The sequence below is a fragment of the Achromobacter sp. 18P8.1.1 genome, from assembly GCF_057799415.1.
Genome location: NZ_JBYOKH010000014.1, coordinates 18,769 through 36,468, shown reverse-complemented (window position 1 = coordinate 36,468; position 17,700 = coordinate 18,769). Strand labels below are relative to the sequence as shown.

Below are 17,700 nucleotides of genomic sequence, written 5' to 3'. Positions count from 1 at the left end.
CATGTCCTCCACCCCCACCGCCGTCCTGCCCGCCTCTTCCTCTACCCGCAACGCCGGCATCCTGTTGTTCTTCGCCGCGCTGGTGGCGTTCGCCACCTTCGACGCCGGATCCAAGCACATGCTGGAGCGCTACCCCGCGCCCTTCCTGAATGTGATGCGGTATCTGGCGGTGATCTTCCTGGCGATGGCGATGCTTTTCCGGCACGGCCGCGGCATGCGCCTGCGCGATGCGCCGGAAAAGCCCTTGCTGGTGCTGCGCGGCGTGATGCTGGCGACCGTCGCCTCGTGCTTCATGACTGCGCTGATCTGGATGCCGCTGTCCGAAGCCACGGCCATCTACTTCACGTCGCCATTGATCATGGTGGCGCTGTCGCCCTGGCTGCTTGGCGAACGCGTGCGTCCCGTGCAGTGGGCAGCGGTGGCGGCCGGGTTCGCGGGTATGTTGCTGATCGTGCGGCCCGGTTCGGACTTGCCGCTGCTGGGTACCGTGCTGATGGCGGTGTCCGCCGTCAGCTATGCCATCTTCCAGGTGCTGACGCGCAAGCTGTCGGGCAAGGTCTCCGGTCCGGTGCAATACGCGTACACCGCGATTATCTGCCTGGTTGTCACCGCGCTGCCCGCCCCGTTCTTCCTGCCCGACCCGTGGCCGGACCTGACCGATGCGCTGCTTATCATCGCCCTGGGTGCATGCAGCGGCCTGGCGCAAATCCTGCTGATTGCCGCGTTCCAACGCGTGTCGGCGGCCACGCTGGCCCCGCTGAACTACTTCCAATTGCTGCTGGCGGTGCTGTTCAGCACCTTCTGGTTCCAGCGCCCGCCAGACAGCCTGGCCCTGGCGGGCATGGCGCTTATCATGGCCGCCGGCATCTTCCTGGCCATGCGCCGCGCGACGTGAACACGGGGCTTAGCTGGTTTCCCGCTGCACCAACGTAAAGCCCAGGTCCACGTGGCGCTCGGCGACCTCGTCGCCCGCCAGATGCCGCATCAGCAAGCCTGCGGCCGCCGCGCCGATCTCGTAACGCGGCGTGGCGATCGTTGACAGGGGCGGCGTCGTCCAGGCCGTGCCGGCCAGATCGTGGAAGCCAATGATGGCCATCTGGCCCGGCACATTCACGCCCAGGCGCCCGCACTGGAACACTGCGCCCTGCGCCAGGTCGTCATTGCAGAAAAAGACCGCATCGCAATCGGGATGGCGGTCGTGCAGGTCTTGCAGCAGCGACGCCCCCAGGCTGATGGACGATCTTTCGGGCGTCATGATTTCAAGCGCCGGGTCATGGCAGCCCGCATCCCGCAGAGCCTGCCGCGCGCCTTCGCAACGGCGCAGCGACCGCGGATCCAGCTGCGCGCCGACGATGCCGACGCGGCGATGGCCGCGCTCGAGCAAATGGCGGGCCGCCGCGTACCCGGAATCGAACTGCGAAAAGCCGACGCTCATGTCTTTGCCGGCCGGCAGGGTTTCGATCGTGTGCACCGTCGGGATCTGCTGCGCGCGCAGCAGGTCCCACACGCCGGGATTGTGGTCGATGCCGGTCAGGATCAGCCCGTCCGGCGAATGCTGCAGGTACTTCTGCAGCAGCGCCTCCTCTTCGTCGGGCGAATATCCCGTCACGCCGATCAGCATGTGATAGCCGTGGCGGTCCAGCACGTCCTTGATCCCCGTGATGATGTCCACGAACACCACATTGCTCAGCGACGGGATCAGCGCCACGATAGTTTGCGAACGCGCCGACGCCAGTGCGCTGGCGGCGTGGTTGGGCACGTAGCCCAGTTCCTGGCAAACCCGGGCGATGCGAAGGCGCAGCGCTTCCGCCACCTTGTCCGGCGTGCGCAACGCGCGCGACACGGTAATGGCGCTGACGCCCACCCGGCGGGCGACATCCTGCATGGTGACGCGCCCGGCGCGGGTGCTTCGGGGTTTACGGACGGACATTGGCCCTCGCGGTGGTGTCGGAAGCGCGTAGTCTGACGCAAAAAACGGGGGGTTGCCAAACCGAAAATGTTAGCGCTAACATCATCGAAAGCATAATCCAGAAAATTCCGGGAAACGGATAGGAGACAACAATGCAAGCTAGCCCTTCGGGCCGGCCGGGCGGCACGCCTCTGGCCCGCGCCGCCGACTGGTGTTTCGCCTTGCAGACCTGGCTGATGGTGGCCTGTCTGGTCGTGATGGTCGTGCTGCTGTTCGGCAATGTGGCCCTGCGCTACCTGTTCAATTCCGGCATCAACGCCTCCGACGAAGTCTCCCGGCTGGCGTTCGTCTGGATGATCTTTCTGGGCTCGGTGATCGCGCTGCGCGAGCACCAGCACATCGGTGTGACCATGCTGGTGGAACGCTTCGGGCCGGCCGCGCGCCGCGTGTCCCACGTGTTCTGCCAACTGCTGGTCCTGTGGGTGCTTTGGCTGATGGCCGAAGGCAGCTGGGTGCAGACCGTCATCGGCATGGACACCGTGCTGCCCGTCACGGGCATGCGCCTGGCGGTATTCAACTCGGCGGCGCTGTACGCGGCGGCGGTCATGGGCATCCTGACGGTGATCGACCTGGTCCGGGTGCTGGCCGGGGGCCCCTTGCCGGCGGAATCCAGCCCTGAAGACCCGTTGGTCTGACGCCAAGCCTCCGCTGGCCTGACACGGCGCCGCCCCTTCCCCCCATCCCGCCCGGACACCCGCAATGATCCTGACCGTCTTCCTGCTTGTGCTGCTGGGGCTGATCGCCCTGGGCATGCCGATCGCGTTCGCCTTGCTGCTCAGCGCGCTGGCCATGATGTTCCAGCTGGACTTCTTCGACACCCAGATCCTGGCGCAGAACATGCTGTCAGGCGCCAACAGCTTCACCCTGATGGCGGTGCCGCTCTTCATGCTGGCGGGCGAACTGATGAATGCGGGCGGCATTTCGCGCCGCATCGTCAACCTGGCCAACGCATTCGTCGGCCATATCCAGGGCGGGCTGGGCTATGTCGCCATCTTCGCCAGCGTGCTGCTGGCCTCGCTGTCGGGCTCGGCCGTCGCCGACGCCGCCGCACTCGGGTCGCTGTTGATCCCCATGCTGCGCGAAAAAGGCTACGACGCTGGCCAGGCCTCGGGGCTGATCGCCGCCGGCGGCATCATCGCGCCCATCATCCCGCCTTCGATCTCGTTCATCATTTTCGGCGTGGCGACCAACGTGTCGATCACCAAGCTGTTCTTCGCGGGCATCGCCCCCGGGCTGATGATGGGCCTGACGCTGATCGCCGTCTGGGCCTGGGTGGCGCGCAAGCACGGCAGCATCAAACCGTCACCGCGCGTGCCGTGGCGCAACCGCCTGAGGGCGTTTCGCGACTCGCTGTGGGCCCTGATGCTGCCTGTGATCATCATCGGCGGCTTGCGCGGCGGCATCTTCACGCCCACGGAAGCTGCAGTAGTGGCCGCGGTCTATGCGTTGCTGGTCAGCCTGTTCGTCTACCGCGAGATCGGCGTGCGCGACCTGGGCCGGCTGTTCGTCAACGCCGCGCGCACCACGGCCGTCGTCATGTTCCTGGTGGCGGCTGCCATGGTCTCGTCCTACATGATCACCCTGGCCGACATGCCGCAGGACTTGATTGCCCTGCTGGAACCGGTGATGGACCAGCCCAAGCTCCTGATGTTCGCCCTGCTGATCCTGTTGACGCTGGTGGGCACGGTCATGGACCTGACGCCCACCATCCTGATCCTGGGCCCGGTGCTGATGCCCGTCGTCGTCAAGGCAGGCATCGACCCCGTCTACTTCGGCGTCATGTTCGTCATGGTGGGCAGCGTGGGGCTGCTGACCCCGCCGGTGGGCACGGTGCTCAACGTGGTCTGCGGCGTGGCCCGCATCAATATGGAAACCATCTGCAGGGGCGTGTGGCGTTACGTGGTCGCCTACACGCTCTTGCTGGTCCTGCTGGTGATCTTCCCTGAACTGATCACCGTACCCGCACGTTGGATGCACTAACGGCATAGAGAAACCCCAAGGAGGAACACCATGATCACCCGATTCAAAACCCGTCTACTTGTGCTGGCGACCGCGCTGTCCTGCGCGGTTGCGGGCGTGGCCGCCGCGGCGGACGTCAAGCCCCGCCTGATCCGCTTCGGCTATGGCCTGAACGAAGAAAGCGTCCAGGGCCGCGCCGCGCGCTTTTTGGCGCAGGAACTGGAGAAAGTCAGCGGCGGAAAACTCAAGATGAAGACCTTCGGGTCGGCCAACTTGGGGTCCGACGAACAGATGCAAGGCGCGCTGGCCGGCGGCGCCCAGGAAATGATGGTGGGTTCCACCGCCCCGCTGGCCGGCATGGTCAAGGAATTCGGCGTATTCGACCTGCCCTTCCTGTTCAACAGCGAAAAGGAAGCCGATGCGGTGCTGGACGGGCAATTGGGCCAGGACCTGCTGAAAAAGCTTGAAGCCCGCGGGCTGGTCGGCCTGGTCTATTGGGAGAACGGCTTTCGCAACATGACGAATTCCAAGCGCCCCATCAACCGCGCCGAAGACATGCAAGGCATCAAGCTACGCGTCATGCAGAACCAGATCGCACTTGGCGTCTTCAACACGCTGGGCGCAAACGCCGTCCCCATGCCGTTTTCCGAACTGTTCACCGCGCTGGAAACCCGTACGGTCGATGGCCAGGAAAACCCGATCACCACCATCCAGAGCAGCAAGTTCTACGAAGTGCAGCCCTATCTGACGATCTCGCGCCACGTCTACACCCCCTGGGTCGTGCTGGCTTCCAAGAAATGGTGGGACACGCTGTCGCCCGACGAGCAGAAGCTGATCCGCCAGGCCGCCGCCGCATCGCGCGACTTCGAACGCAAGGACAGCCGGGCCGATTCCGCCAAGGCCATGACGACGCTTGAACAGGCCGGCATGAAGATCAATACGATCAGCCCCGAGGAAGTGGCCCGCATGCGGCAGAAGGTGCAGCCCGTCGTGGACAAGTACACGCAGGAACTCGGCCCCGAGCTCATCAAGCAGCTCAATGACGAGATCCAGAAGGCGCGCAACTAGCGCCATCCAACCGAAGCGAAGCGAGCCCCCATGTCCCAGACACCCCGCAAGTTGCGTAGCCAGAAATGGTTCGACGACCCCGCACACGCCGATATGACGGCGATCTACGTCGAGCGCTATCTTAACTACGGCCTGACGCGGCAAGAGCTGCAATCCGGACGGCCGATCATCGGCATCGCCCAGACAGGCAGCGACCTGGCGCCCTGCAACCGCCATCACCTGGCGCTGGCCGAGCGCATCAAGGCGGGCATCCGGGACGCGGGCGGCATCCCGATGGAGTTCCCCGTGCATCCGCTGGCCGAACAAGGCCGGCGGCCCACGGCCGCGCTGGACCGCAACCTGGCCTATCTGGGCCTGGTCGAGATCCTGCACGGTTACCCCTTGGACGGAGTGGTGCTGACGACCGGCTGCGACAAGACCACTCCCGCCTGTCTGATGGCCGCCGCCACCGTCGACCTGCCCGCCATCGTTCTGTCGGGCGGCCCTATGCTGGACGGCTGGCACGACGGCCAGCGCGTGGGCTCCGGCACCGTCATCTGGCACGCGCGCAACCTGATGGCGGCCGGCAAGCTGGACTACGAAGGCTTCATGACGCTGGCCACCGCATCCTCGCCTTCTGTCGGCCACTGCAACACCATGGGCACGGCGCTGTCGATGAATTCACTGGCCGAAGCGTTGGGCATGTCGCTGCCCACCTGCGCCAGCATCCCCGCGCCCTACCGCGAACGCGCCCAAATGGCCTACGCCACAGGCTTGCGCATCTGCGACATGGTGCGTGAAGACCTGCGCCCTTCCCACATCCTGACCCGGGAAGCCTTCGAGAACGCCATCGTCGTGGCGTCCGCGCTGGGCGCCTCCACCAACTGCCCGCCGCATCTGATCGCAATGGCCCGGCATGCCGGCATCGACCTGAGCCTGGACGACTGGCAACGGCTGGGCGAAGACGTGCCCTTGCTGGTCAACTGCGTACCGGCCGGCGAATACCTGGGCGAAGGCTTCCACCGTGCGGGCGGTGTGCCCGCCGTCATGCATGAATTGCTGGTCGCAGGGCGCCTGCACGCCGACTGCCCCACGGTGTCCGGCAAGACCATTGGCGACATCGCCGCAGCCGCCAAGACCCACGACGCCGACGTCATCCGCAGCTGCGCCGCGCCCCTGAAACACCGCGCGGGCTTCATCGTGCTGTCCGGAAATTTCTTCGACAGCGCCATCATCAAGATGTCTGTCGTGGGCGAAGCGTTCCGCCGCGCCTACCTGTCCGAGCCGGGATCGGAGAATGCTTTCGAAGCCCGCGCCATCGTGTTCGAAGGGCCCGAGGACTACCATGCCCGCATCGAAGACCCCGCGTTGAACATCGACGAGCATTGCATCCTGGTGATCCGCGGCGCCGGCACAGTGGGTTACCCCGGCAGCGCCGAGGTCGTCAACATGGCGCCGCCCTCGCACCTGATCAAACGCGGCATCGATTCCCTGCCCTGCCTGGGCGACGGCCGGCAAAGCGGTACTTCGGCCAGCCCCTCCATCCTGAACATGTCGCCCGAAGCCGCGGTCGGCGGCGGCCTGGCGTTGCTGCGCACGGGCGACAAGATCCGCGTCGACCTGAATCAGCGCAGCGTCATCGCCTTGGTGGACGATGCGGAAATGGCCAGACGGAAACAGGAACCCGGCTACCAGGCGCCGCCTTCACAAACCCCGTGGCAAGCGCTGTATCGGCAGCTGGTCGGCCAGTTGTCGACGGGAGGCTGCCTGGAACCGGCGACGCTTTACCTGAAGGTCATCGAGACGCGGGGCGATCCCCGGCATTCGCACTGAGGAGACCGAAAAATCCGTTGAATGCAGCCCATTCGGTAAACAGGCCCGGCCACGCGTGCACGCGCGTGCCGGGCTTGCCCAAGCCCCAACCGTGCTTGCCTTGGGGAAAAATATGCATCTCGGTCGGCACGCCCGCCGCGCGCAGCGCATTGAACATCAGCAAGCTGTTGTCCACGGGCGAAATCGGATCGTCCTGTGCCTGCGCCAAGAAGACAGGCGGCATTTGCGCCGTCACCAAATGGTCCACTGAAAACGCCGCGCTCTGTGCTGCCGTCGGATGTTCGCCTACGATTTCCCGGCGCGCATGCGTATGGTCGAATGGCGGCATGAAAGTCAGCACCGGGTAGATAAGCCCCGCAAAATCGGGCCGGGATGACAGGCTGTCCGCCGCGTCCACCGGGGCGTATCGTGCCACGGCTGCCGTGGCCGCCGTGAAGCCGGCCAAGTGTCCGCCCGCCGAAAACCCGATCACCCCGATGCGCCCCGTATCCAAGCCGTATCGCCCCGCCACCGAACGGATCAGGCGCATGGCGCGTTGGCCATCCTGCAGCGGCGCTTCAGCCGGCCAATGCTCGCCCGGCAACCGGTAGACCAGTTCAAACGCGGTCACGCCTTGGGCCTGCAGCCACAGGCAGGTCGGCGTGCTTTCAGTGCCGCGTTCGATGTGTGCATACCCGCCCCCGGCGATCACCAAAGCGGCGCTGCCATTGGGCTGCGCCGGCCGATAGACGATCAGGCGCGGCCGGGACACCTGTGTGACCGAGCCCTTGGCGCTGACCTTTTCCGGCCCATCGGGCCCGTGGCCTTCAGGGGCCCGATTGCCGGGCCAAAGATCCAGGGTGTCCTGGGCAGTGGATTGACCCGCCGCCAGGGCGGACGAAGGGCTCGCCCACCCGAAAGCCGCACCGGACATTGCGGCAAATAGAAGTTCCCGACGCTTGTTCACCATGAATGATCCTTGCCGGCTGATGGCGCGACAGGAACGACGCGCGGCAACTTGAACAGCCTTGCTGCGGCCAATTACATCAGAGAAGCCGTGGATTCCGGCATTGGAATTCCGACGCAACGGTTTCGGCGCGTTACGCCTTGCGCCCGTCTTTCAGCCGCGTCTCAATCGCCTGAATATGCGCTAAATAGGGATCAGGATTTGGGCGCCGGACGGCTCAGCACATACGCTGCGCTGGCGATGAAAAACAAGCCGACGCCCACGGCCAGTGGCCAGGACGGATGGGCACTCCACCAGAACAACGCGTAGCCGGCGGCCATGCCCAGGCAGGCATAGGTCTTGCCCTTGCGCGACACCGCGCCCTGTTCGCGCCAGGTGCGCAACGCCGGTCCATAGGTAGGACTATCCAGCAGCCACTTTTCCAGCCGCGGAGAGGACCGCGAAAAGCAGCCCACGGCAAGAATCAGGAAAATCGTCGTCGGCATGACCGGCAGAAATGCGCCGATGACGCCCAATGCCAACATCACGCAGCCCAACGCCAACCACAGAGCTTTCATCATGATGGTCAGCAGAATATCGCAAATGCCGGGCTTGGACCGGGGTGATTGACGCAGCCCAAGGGCTACGTCCGGGGTTCGGGCATTTTTGCGCGCAACATGTCCATGAACTTTGGTCCCGGCGAGCCGCCGGCCGCGCGCGCCTTGACGACCATCGCCCAAGCCTGGTCGTATTGCCCCCGCCAGTAATAGGCCGTTGCCCAAGACGAATACAAGTAGCCCTTGTTGGGCTCGACGGCTTCGCCTTTGCGGTACCACGCGTCTGACCGGGCGGTTGCCGCCACCCGGGCCTCGGGCGGCAACGTCTTGTCCTCCGCCGCGCAACGGGCCGCAATGCGCCCGGCATCCGCGTATATGCCCTGGAACGTGGGGGGATCATGGCTGATCGCCTGATCCATCATGCTCATGGCTTGGCAATACTTACCTTGATCATGCAGAACCGCCGCAAAGCCCGTATACACCTCGGGATTATCTGGGTTCAGCAGCCACGCCTGATTGAAGCGGCGCATGGCCATGCCAAGTTGATCTGCCTGATAAAAACGATATCCCTGCGAAACCCAGGCTTTCGAAGCCTGGTCGGCAGAACCGAATGCCTGGGTGGCGTCGGCAATGAGCTTCTTGTCGCTTGCCTGCAGTTCGGCCGCCGCCGCCCGATCCATACCGCCATACATCGGCAATTCATCGATACGCGGCTGCGCCGCCTTTTCCGGCGGCGGCTTGACCGCGCAGGCGGCCAACAGCAGGCCGGGGATCAAGAGCATCGCCTTCAGGGAGTTATGCATGGTTTGGCTGGAGTGGAGTCTATCCGGACCATATCAGATAAATTCCGGCATCGGGACGGGCGCGTTTTTTGCAGGGAATCGCGCGCATTGATACGCCTTTATGCCGCATGAAAATAATATGGGTCGTTCCCCATTCCGAATTGCAGCGACTGCGATCGGAAATACTTTCAACGCATAGATGCTCGCGGAATATTCACGCTAGAAAACCCATACCCAAACAACAGCCACGGTTTACATTCCGCGCGCCAATGCAAAAAGCCGCGAAGTCTAGGACTTTCGCGGCTTTTAAGACAGCGCTTGGCACTGCTTTGCAGGAATTCTGGTAGGCGGTATTGGAAGCGGAATCTCTGCGTAGGTAATTGAATCATAAGGAAGTGACCAAAGCGTGCCAGCACCCTTACTCTCATTCTTACCCTTATATTCCGTTTCTTGATCATCGATAGAAGGAGACGGAGCGATCGCGCGACTACTCCCACGATCACCGAATTGACGGTATGGGCACCTTATCCTCCCCCAAACATCCTACCCGAATAGTTCGAAACGCTTTCCGGCGACGCCACCCCTAATGCCCGTCGGAGGGGAAATTCCCCACTGACGCCACCGGCTCCCCTGTATAAGAAAAGCCTAGTTCTTTATTTATCAATCAGTTTGAGACACCGACCGCTACTCTTTGATGCTCCACGGACTCAGGCAAAAGTCACGCAGACCAAACGGACGAATTGCCTTGCGCGCAGCCCAAGCAGCATCTGCGTATGTTCGCAAGAATATGGTGTTGGCCCTTATTAATCTCTGATCCGCATACAACAGAGCGGACATCCACTCAACTTATTTGCATGCACCATCATAGATCCGCGATCAATGATCAAGGCAATCCGTGCATTCGCGCCAATTAGGGCTGAGATTTGTGACAATCTAGTTTCTGCCTTAAACTCTTTGGACTATGCCATCTAGTCTTCAACGCGAGAGATTAAAGCTAGAAATGTGAGACAAATCAAGCAACACGCAATGAGAGCTTCAGCCTAATGGAATCTTTCTCGTTCTAGTGCCCCTCTTATTCTTATTGTTCGATCAAGTGCCATTAGCACTAAATCCCTCCCCGCCTCCCCTAGATTTCAAAGGTAGAATCCGGACCTACGATCGCAAGCGCGAAGCACCAAATCGTTACCCAAAATCTTTTTTCTCAAAGCACTTTATCCGCGTATGAGCTTTAGCCTAACGGACCTATGATGCCCCAATCTGTTGGACGTGTTGCTGCAGGCCTTCCTTCGTGTAAGGTGTGGCTCGTATTACGCCATTAGGTCATGTTTCCGTAGGGAATCGGCATGACCTGCGGTGCCAACTCCCTGTCGCTAGGTTGCTCAATCACAACATCCGCTGCAACGTTATGCTGGGCCGCCACGACGATGGTAACTTTAGTCGCACGAATCGTTACAAAGTACTATCATTGCGGGGCTAATCCAAATCTATCCTTCACAGAAAAAATGACGCAACGCACTCGCTTACCTGTTTTGCGGATCCGCCAATGGCTTGAGAGCTGGAACGACGCTGAGTGGTCGGATCACCTGCCGCAACCCTCACCTCATTTCTTTGTGGCCTCGGTATCGTTAACGACTCTTCGCCGGCTGGCTGGGGTCAGTAAACGCCAAGTCGCTGATAGAAAGGACGGTGGGCAAGGCGGCGGCTATCAACGCGCACATCAACCACAGCGGTCGCGAAACATTGCCCGCTACCTCCGCTATGGCTACCCCATTTCCAATGAACGCCAACTAGACGTGAGTGAGAACCGGAAACTGATACATCCGGGTTGGCTTCCGACGGCAATATTGGTCAACGTGGTTGGCGCAAAAGAAACCAGACGGCGAGCTGGAGAAGACAGGGGTATCAAAAAGGGCACCGAGGTCTATCTCGAAGAAGATAGTGGAAATTTCTTCCTCAATTTTCCTGCAGAGGCTCTGAATGCCGACTTCAAATTACCAGCCACTTCGCTCGAGCCATTGGAAATCATTGACGGGCAGCATCGTCTCTTTGCCGTTGATGAATTGTCTGATGAGCTCGACCTAGATAACTATGAAGTTCCCGTTATATTCTTTGATGGCTTAACGCCGTCGTGGCAGGCGTATCTATTTTGGGTCATTAATGTTGAACCTAAAAAAATAAACCCGAGCTTAGCTTACGATCTTTATCCAGAATTACGAAATCAAAGTTGGTTACAAAGTGGAGAAGGGATAAAAGTTTATCAAGAACACCGAGCGCAAGAGCTCACCGAAGTGCTTTGGAGGCACCCCCTCAGCCCATGGCGATATCGCATCGAGCTTCATGGACAACGCGTAGACGGCCACGTCTCGAACGCTGCATTCATTCGCGCCCTGATGGTGAGTTTTGTTCGTCGTTGGGGAGACGACTTTCAAATCGGGGGCCTGTTTGGTTCGATGGGAACGAAAACGACGCCGGAGCGAGTTCTCCCGTGGAAAAGGTCGCAGCAGGCTGCATTTCTCATCGCTTGTTGGAATCAAATTAGCCAGGCAGTGGAAAACTCGACAGCACACTGGGTTAAAGCCTTAGCTCGAACCACTTGGCATCCTAAAGAAGGCGAGCAACGTCTGCACCCGGCATTCGCCGGTCCGAACACTTTATTGGCGACTGACCAAGGGGTACGCACCCTACTGGTAGTATTCAATGCTGCGTTCCAGGTGAGTTATGCCGAGATCGATTTGGAAACATGGGAATCAGAAAATGTCTCCGATTCCCCCGAGGATGACGATGTTTCTTTCGCACTCAAAGAATTCAAGAAATTCCGAAAGGCGAACTCGTTTTTGACGGAAATAGCTGAGAACGTTATCAAGAATATCGACTGGCGAACGTCGTCCGCCCCTGGCCTGTCCGATAACGAAAAGCTACAGCAAAGCGCTTACCGGGGAAGTAGTGGATATGTCCAACTTCGCAATCGATGCCTCGAAAGCTTGCAGAGGTCTGCCGACGTTCGTGTATCTACGGCCGCCTCCACCGCTGCGGAGTTACTTGGGCGATGAGCAGAAAATTTCACGGTAAGAGTAACCCTACCCCTAAAAAAACGCCGGCCAAAGTAAAATCAAAGGTCGAAATGTGGGCGTCGGATGTTTGCAACGCTTCGCACGGCAAAGGCACCCTAGCTGGCTTTGGTATGTTAGGGCCTATCCAGAGTCGGCAGGACTTACTTCTCGCAGCTAAAAAAAAGGATAATGCCCAAGCAACACTCGCTGCAGAACAGGTAGTCCACTTAGTGGAAGCATTTCGCTATGCAGCGGCCTCGACCTCTGCCTATTTGGCCCACGCCAACGGTGCGTCGACGCACTTTTCTTACTACGCTGAGCTTCGGGCAGCAATGTCTCTTTTCGCTTGGTCTGGTATGCGTCTGAAATGGGGAAACTACTATTACTTAGACAAGGACGGCAACAAAAAGACGAATAGCGACCAAAACCCTAAAACACATGATGCCGCATGGGCATTGTGGGCTGAATGGGTAAATCGCCAAGACGCCCAAGCGTTGCTTTCAAATGCTATTAAACTGCACCCATTAGTACCGCTGAGCCGCGTTATACGCGCGGTAAATTTCACCAGACCGGACCAGCCCCTTAAAACGTGGGGTGCAGATTTGGTTAAAATTTCGGAAGATCACACTGCTCGAAACACTGCCAGCTATGAGGCTACATGGATCGGCCTACCTTTAACTCAGATGCAAGCCGATGATGTTGAGTTGGTACGCGACTTGTGGCGACTATTTCTCGCCGAAGGCAGCGGACTCGGGTTTGACGGCGCGCTATGTTCACAATTTGTTGAAGCCGAAGTCAAGAACAAACATCCTGCACCAGCTGAGACCACCAGAAATAAAATTGCTGAGCATATTTCGGCCAATTCCGGGGCTCCGATGGATGAGGTGTTAAGACGCCTGGAACCATCCCTTTACCCCTCGCGCCCATTTGAACTTGCCGCGTCCCCAGACATTGGCGCAGCCAACGTGCTTTGCCGCTCCTTCCTGCTACTCCGGATTGCCCTACTCGCCCTTCAGTCTAATCTTTCTGCGCCTAGTACTCCAAATGACATTCGTTCGTGGCTACGCCATTGGCTTGAGCACGCCGGAATTTGGTCTTCTGCCGACTCAATTGAGCCGGACGAGATCGAAATCGACTATCGAGATGCAGTAAATGATTTTTCACAATCTCTGCCTCTCCCGTCCTCAATATGGACTGGAGAGAATATGTCGAGATTCCCTCTTCTATGTCGTCCTGACGCATGCATTGCTTGGAGTTTGTTCGCATGAAGTATATGGGGCATAAAGGCAAGCTCCTCCCGATATTGAGCGAAGTTCTAAAGCAAGAAAGCGCATGGTCGACGCATATTGCGGATCCCTTTTGTGGATCCGCTGCAGTTTCTTGGCATTTAGCCCAAACGACGGAAAAATCGATTCTATCGGGTGATTTGCAGGCATTCGCTGTGGCGCGAGCGGCCGCTGTCGTGGAACGCACAGGGGCGATCGATTATCAATCATTGACCAGAAAGTGGTTCAGATCAGCAAAAAATATTGTCGAGAAAATCACTTCTCAGTTTCCGAATGCGGAAAGGTCCATCAAGCCTGATGACCTAACAAACGCACACATGATCGCGGCAGTCAAGCGATCTAGGGCATTTTGTCATTCAGTCCTGCCACCACTCTTAGAAAAAAATGGCGGGAATTTTCCAATGAGCTTAGCGTATGGTGGGTATTATTTCTCACCATTACAAGCTTTGGAGCTGGACGCATTGCGGCAGACAATACCTAAAAATTCAAATTTTGAATCAGTTGCCATGGCCTCATTAATCGAGGCGGCGAGCCTCTGCGCGGCAGCACCCGGCCATACTGCCCAACCGTTTCAGCCGACAACCACAGCGGCGGAGTTTATTATCGAAGCGTGGAGTCGAAATGTGTGGAATATCGTTCGAGGATCAGTTACGTCCATATCGATGATGCACGCTCGCGTTAAAGGCAGTGCAATCCAGGGAGACTATCTGTCTTGCATAGATCGCCTAAATGAGGGTGACCTTGTATTTGCTGACCCGCCCTATTCAGACGTACATTACAGTCGGTTCTATCATGTACTTGAGACGTTGACTAGAGGGTTACCAATTACAGCTTCAGGTGCCGGACGGTACCCTCCATTGGCGGATAGGCCCGCCTCCGCATTCAGCAGAAGAGGTGGAGCAAAAGAGGCAGCAAAAGCTCTTATTGAAGCGTGCGCTAGAAAAAGCGTCGGCCTTGTATTAACATTTCCAACAGAAGGCGCGAGCAACGGCCTCAATATTTTGGATTTTATTAACGAAGGAAAGGAGAAATTCTCCTCTATTGAAGTAGTTGAGGTGAGCTCCACATTTAGTACTCTTGGGGGTTCGAGTTCAAACCGCGGTGGACGCAAGGCCTGCACAGAGAGTATCGTCTGTTTTAGAATCTAACTTGCCCTGCGGCGCCATGGCGGCACTCATCACCAATGCACTGCGTGACATCGCGCACCCCGTAGGAATGACGCAGGTAGCGAACGATGCGCGCCTATCGCGAAAGCTTCTACACGCCCCTTTCGGGAGACCGCTAACCCGACGCCTCTACGATCCTAAAGGTATCGCGCGCTTGGCCTAAGCTGAGGTAATCCCCCCGCAAAAGCGATGAGGTCAGAAGTAGAATTTTCTCGTTGAGGAGTTCTACCGCATGAAGAAGCCGAGATTTACGGATAGCCAGATCATTGAAGCCATCAAGCGCGTGGAGGCTGGTCTTGCCGTTCCCGAGCTGTGCCGAGAACTGGGCATCAGCTCGGCTACGTTCTACAAGTGGCGTTCCAAGTATGGCGGCAGGGACGTATCGCTGATGGCGCGCATGAAGGAGCTGGCGGCCGAGAACGCCCGGCTGCGCAAGATGTACGTCGAGGAGAAGCTCAAGGCCCAGATCGTGACGGAGGCGCTAGAAAAAAAGTGGTGAGGTCATCTCGCCGCCGCGAGATCGCCCAACGTGCCGTGCAGGATCGCGGCGTATCGATTCGGATGGCCCGCGAGGTCTTCAGAGTCAGTCAGACTTGTTATCGGTACGTCGCCAAGATGGATGCCGAGAACGAGGAGGTCGCCAACTGGCTGCTATGTCTGACAGACAACCACCGCAACTGGGGCTTTGGTCTGTGCTTCCTGTATCTGTGCAATGCTCGAGACTTCGGCTGGAACCATAAGCGTGTGTACCGGATCTATCGAGAGCTCGAATTGAACCTGCGGATCAAGCCGCGCAAACGGCGGATTCGGCAGACGCCCGAGCCACTGATCGTGCCGACCAACGTGAACCAGGTATGGTCGATGGACTTCATGCATGACCAGCTTGCCGATGGGCGCAGCATCCGCGTGTTCAACGTGATCGACGACTTCAACCGCGAAGCGCTGGGCATTGAGGTTGACTTCTCGCTGCCGTCCGAGCGCGTGATCCGCGCGCTCAAGCAGATCATCGGCTGGCGGGGAAAGCCTTTGGCCATTCGGTGCGATAACGGGCCCGAATACCTGAGCGCGGCAATTGTCGATTGGGCCGGGGCATGGGGCATAAAGCTCGAATATATCCAGCCAGGCAAGCCACAACAGAATGCCTACGTCGAACGGTTCGACAGGACCGTGCGCTACGAGTGGCTGTCCCAGTATCACTGGGAAGATCTGGACCACGTACAGCGTGTCGCCACGCAGTGGATGTGGTCCTACAATCACGAGCGCCCAAATATGGCTCTCGGCGGATTTACCCCAAAACAGCGGTTAGCCATGGCCGCGTAGCGTTCCTACTTCTGCCAATCGCTAAATATGGGGGGATTACCCCAATTGACCTCACCCAAGGCCTAAAGCGCTTTCTTGATCCGCGGGCACCGGTGAAGCACTTGCCGCATGTCGATGAGGCTAGTCTGGGCAAATTGATCGCGCGAATGCGGAACTATCACGGTCGGCCCGAAACACGCATTGCCATCCAGATCATGATGCACACCTTTCCGCGAACCAACGAGCTGCGCTGGGCGGTATGGAGCGAGTTCGACACCGAAGACGCACTGTGGCGAATTCCGGCGAGCCGGATGAAAGGTACGTTGATCACCAAAGAAACAGGCGCCAACCACGTCATCCCGCTATCGCGCCAGGTGCTGGCGCTGCTGGCAGAACTGGGTCCGTACACAGGGCGCTATCGGCTGCTGTTTCCCGGGCTGCGCGACCCCGCCAACACGCGATGAGCTCCGAGACCATAAACAAGGCGCTCAAGATCCTGGGGTTGAGGGAGAACAAACGGGCCATGGCTTTCGCGGCCTGGCGTCGACCATAAGGAACGAGCGTAGCGGCGCGAGCGGAAGTAATCGAGCGCCAGCTCGCGCATAAGGAACGCAATATGGTTCGCCGCGCATATAACCATGCGGAGTATTTGGATGAGCGCCGGCAGTTAATGCAGTGGTGGTCGGATTATCTTGATAACTGCGCGTCCGACGCCGGGAAATGAGGAATTAGGGGCCTACCCTTATTCGATTCGGCCCTACCCTTATTCCTACCCTTAAATCTGCTGGCACCCCTTGACGGCAATTGGTGGTAGCTAGCGGCGCAGAATGCGAAAAAGCCGCGAAGTCAAAGACTTACGCGGCTTTCTAGGCATTGCTTAACAGTGTCTAGCACTGCTTTGCAGGAATTCTGGTAGGCGGTATTGGGTTCGAACCAACGACCTCCACGATGTCAACGTGGCGCTCTAACCAACTGAGCTAACCGCCTGCAAAGAAGAAGAATTATATAGTGCTTTTTTGAACTGTGCAAATCGTCTTGAAGAACTTTTTGCTGTTTTCATTGCGTTTGAAGTTTTGCTTTTAAGCATGGGCGCTGGTGCTTGAAACCACCGCCAAAACCTCACCCGCCTGCACTACTTTTTCCCTTCAATTTCGTGTCCGCTGCATGTGCTGCATCAACGAAGAACGAGATTCTATCAGAACTTTTTATTCCTTGCTCGACTTCGACGCCACTACTGACATCGACCCCCCAGGGCCGTACCAACTCGATGGCCTGGCCGACGTTTTCGCCGTTCAATCCGCCCGACAGGATCAACGGCCGCGACACCGGATCGGCACGCACTTCATCCAGCAAGGCATAGTCGAATCCGTGGCCGCTGCCTCCGTATCCGGCGCTGTAGCTGTCGAACAGCCACCCCGCCGCCTCGCCATAGGCGCGGCAGCTGGCAGCCAGATTTTCCGCTGTGTCCAGGCCCGGCGCGCCCGCGCGGAACGCGCGCAGGAAGCGATGGCCGTAGCGGCCGCAATCCTGCGGCGTCTCGTCACCATGGAACTGCAGCAGTTCGGGGCCGACCTGATCCAGCACGGCCTGCACGTCAGCGGGGTTCGGGTTCACGAACAGCGCCACGACGTCCACGAATGCCGGCACCGTGCGGCGCAGTTGCGCGGCCCGCGTCGGCGTCAGGCAGCGCTTGCTCTTGGCGTAGAAGACAAAACCGATCGCATCGACGCCCGCCCACACGGCGGCTTCGATGTCTTGTTCGCGGGTCAATCCGCAGATCTTGATGCGTGTGCGCATGAAACTCATCACTTATGTCGCCCAACGCGA

15 protein-coding genes and 1 tRNA gene are annotated in these 17,700 nt (G+C 59.1%); 10 read left to right on the top strand and 6 right to left on the bottom strand.

What is annotated here, in order from left to right; all coding sequences use genetic code 11:
- The first annotated feature begins 1 nt into the window (after nucleotide 1).
- Nucleotides 2-895 carry a DMT family transporter gene (locus AC27VE_RS11430; RefSeq protein ID WP_488703892.1) on the top strand — a complete coding sequence of 298 codons (894 nt, stop codon included), beginning with the start codon at nucleotides 2-4 and terminating at the stop codon, nucleotides 893-895.
- A gap of 9 nt (nucleotides 896-904) precedes the next feature.
- Here the strand turns inward: AC27VE_RS11430 and gntR are convergent, their stop codons facing one another.
- On the bottom strand, nucleotides 905-1,930 hold the full coding sequence (gene gntR / locus AC27VE_RS11425; protein WP_488703891.1) for an HTH-type transcriptional regulator GntR: 1,026 nt from the start codon (nucleotides 1,928-1,930) through the stop codon (nucleotides 905-907).
- Between the two features lie 131 nt (nucleotides 1,931-2,061).
- Here gntR and AC27VE_RS11420 point away from each other — a divergent pair, with 131 nt between their 5' ends.
- The 4 genes from AC27VE_RS11420 to AC27VE_RS11405 all read left to right on the top strand — a co-directional run bounded on the left by AC27VE_RS11420 (nucleotide 2,062) and on the right by AC27VE_RS11405 (nucleotide 6,808).
- Nucleotides 2,062-2,604 (top strand): TRAP transporter small permease, encoded by a 543-nt coding sequence (locus AC27VE_RS11420; RefSeq protein WP_280027935.1) that lies wholly within the window; start codon nucleotides 2,062-2,064, stop codon nucleotides 2,602-2,604.
- 64 nt (nucleotides 2,605-2,668) lie between these two features.
- Entirely contained in the window at nucleotides 2,669-3,949 is a 1,281-nt protein-coding gene (locus AC27VE_RS11415; RefSeq protein WP_454676523.1) for a TRAP transporter large permease, read from the top strand.
- A gap of 30 nt (nucleotides 3,950-3,979) precedes the next feature.
- Nucleotides 3,980-4,996 carry a TRAP transporter substrate-binding protein gene (locus AC27VE_RS11410; protein WP_280027937.1) on the top strand — a complete coding sequence of 339 codons (1,017 nt, stop codon included), beginning with the start codon at nucleotides 3,980-3,982 and terminating at the stop codon, nucleotides 4,994-4,996.
- Nucleotides 4,997-5,026: 30 nt separating this feature from the next.
- Nucleotides 5,027-6,808, top strand: coding sequence for an IlvD/Edd family dehydratase (locus AC27VE_RS11405; RefSeq protein WP_427959923.1), 1,782 nt, complete (start codon nucleotides 5,027-5,029; stop codon nucleotides 6,806-6,808).
- On the opposite strand, the gene AC27VE_RS11400 is transcribed toward AC27VE_RS11405, so the two are convergent.
- The 3 genes from AC27VE_RS11400 to AC27VE_RS11390 form a co-directional block, all read right to left on the bottom strand.
- Entirely contained in the window at nucleotides 6,771-7,757 is a 987-nt protein-coding gene (locus AC27VE_RS11400) for an alpha/beta hydrolase (RefSeq protein ID WP_488703890.1), read from the bottom strand. The genes AC27VE_RS11405 and AC27VE_RS11400 overlap by 38 nt on opposite strands.
- 191 nt (nucleotides 7,758-7,948) lie before the next feature.
- Entirely contained in the window at nucleotides 7,949-8,314 is a 366-nt protein-coding gene (locus AC27VE_RS11395) for a YbaN family protein (RefSeq protein WP_202803407.1), read from the bottom strand.
- A gap of 62 nt (nucleotides 8,315-8,376) precedes the next feature.
- The gene (locus tag AC27VE_RS11390; RefSeq protein ID WP_488703889.1) at nucleotides 8,377-9,093 is read right to left on the bottom strand and encodes a tetratricopeptide repeat protein; all 717 of its coding nucleotides are present in this window, start codon (nucleotides 9,091-9,093) and stop codon (nucleotides 8,377-8,379) included.
- A 1,481-nt stretch (nucleotides 9,094-10,574) separates the two neighbouring features.
- Here AC27VE_RS11390 and AC27VE_RS11385 point away from each other — a divergent pair.
- The 5 genes from AC27VE_RS11385 to AC27VE_RS11365 all read left to right on the top strand — a co-directional run bounded on the left by AC27VE_RS11385 (nucleotide 10,575) and on the right by AC27VE_RS11365 (nucleotide 16,337).
- Nucleotides 10,575-12,122, top strand: coding sequence for a DGQHR domain-containing protein (locus tag AC27VE_RS11385; protein ID WP_488703888.1), 1,548 nt, complete (start codon nucleotides 10,575-10,577; stop codon nucleotides 12,120-12,122).
- Nucleotides 12,119-13,390, top strand: coding sequence for a hypothetical protein (locus AC27VE_RS11380; RefSeq protein ID WP_488703887.1), 1,272 nt, complete (start codon nucleotides 12,119-12,121; stop codon nucleotides 13,388-13,390). The genes AC27VE_RS11385 and AC27VE_RS11380 overlap by 4 nt, the downstream gene beginning before the upstream one ends.
- Nucleotides 13,387-14,556 (top strand): DNA adenine methylase, encoded by a 1,170-nt coding sequence (locus tag AC27VE_RS11375; protein WP_488703886.1) that lies wholly within the window; start codon nucleotides 13,387-13,389, stop codon nucleotides 14,554-14,556. Before AC27VE_RS11380 ends, AC27VE_RS11375 begins: the two co-directional genes overlap by 4 nt.
- A gap of 250 nt (nucleotides 14,557-14,806) precedes the next feature.
- A protein-coding gene (locus tag AC27VE_RS11370) for an IS3 family transposase (RefSeq protein WP_488703885.1) occupies nucleotides 14,807-15,894 on the top strand; the annotation gives its coding sequence in 2 pieces (ribosomal slippage) (nucleotides 14,807-15,059 and nucleotides 15,059-15,894; 1,089 coding nt in all).
- Between the two features lie 101 nt (nucleotides 15,895-15,995).
- Nucleotides 15,996-16,337 carry a tyrosine-type recombinase/integrase gene (locus tag AC27VE_RS11365; RefSeq protein WP_488703884.1) on the top strand — a complete coding sequence of 114 codons (342 nt, stop codon included), beginning with the start codon at nucleotides 15,996-15,998 and terminating at the stop codon, nucleotides 16,335-16,337.
- A gap of 446 nt (nucleotides 16,338-16,783) precedes the next feature.
- Here AC27VE_RS11365 and AC27VE_RS11360 read toward each other — a convergent pair.
- Nucleotides 16,784-16,860, bottom strand: a tRNA-Val gene (locus tag AC27VE_RS11360).
- Between the two features lie 132 nt (nucleotides 16,861-16,992).
- On the bottom strand, nucleotides 16,993-17,670 hold the full coding sequence (locus AC27VE_RS11355) for a phosphoribosylanthranilate isomerase (protein WP_488703883.1): 678 nt from the start codon (nucleotides 17,668-17,670) through the stop codon (nucleotides 16,993-16,995).
- Nucleotides 17,671-17,700 lie beyond the last annotated feature (30 nt).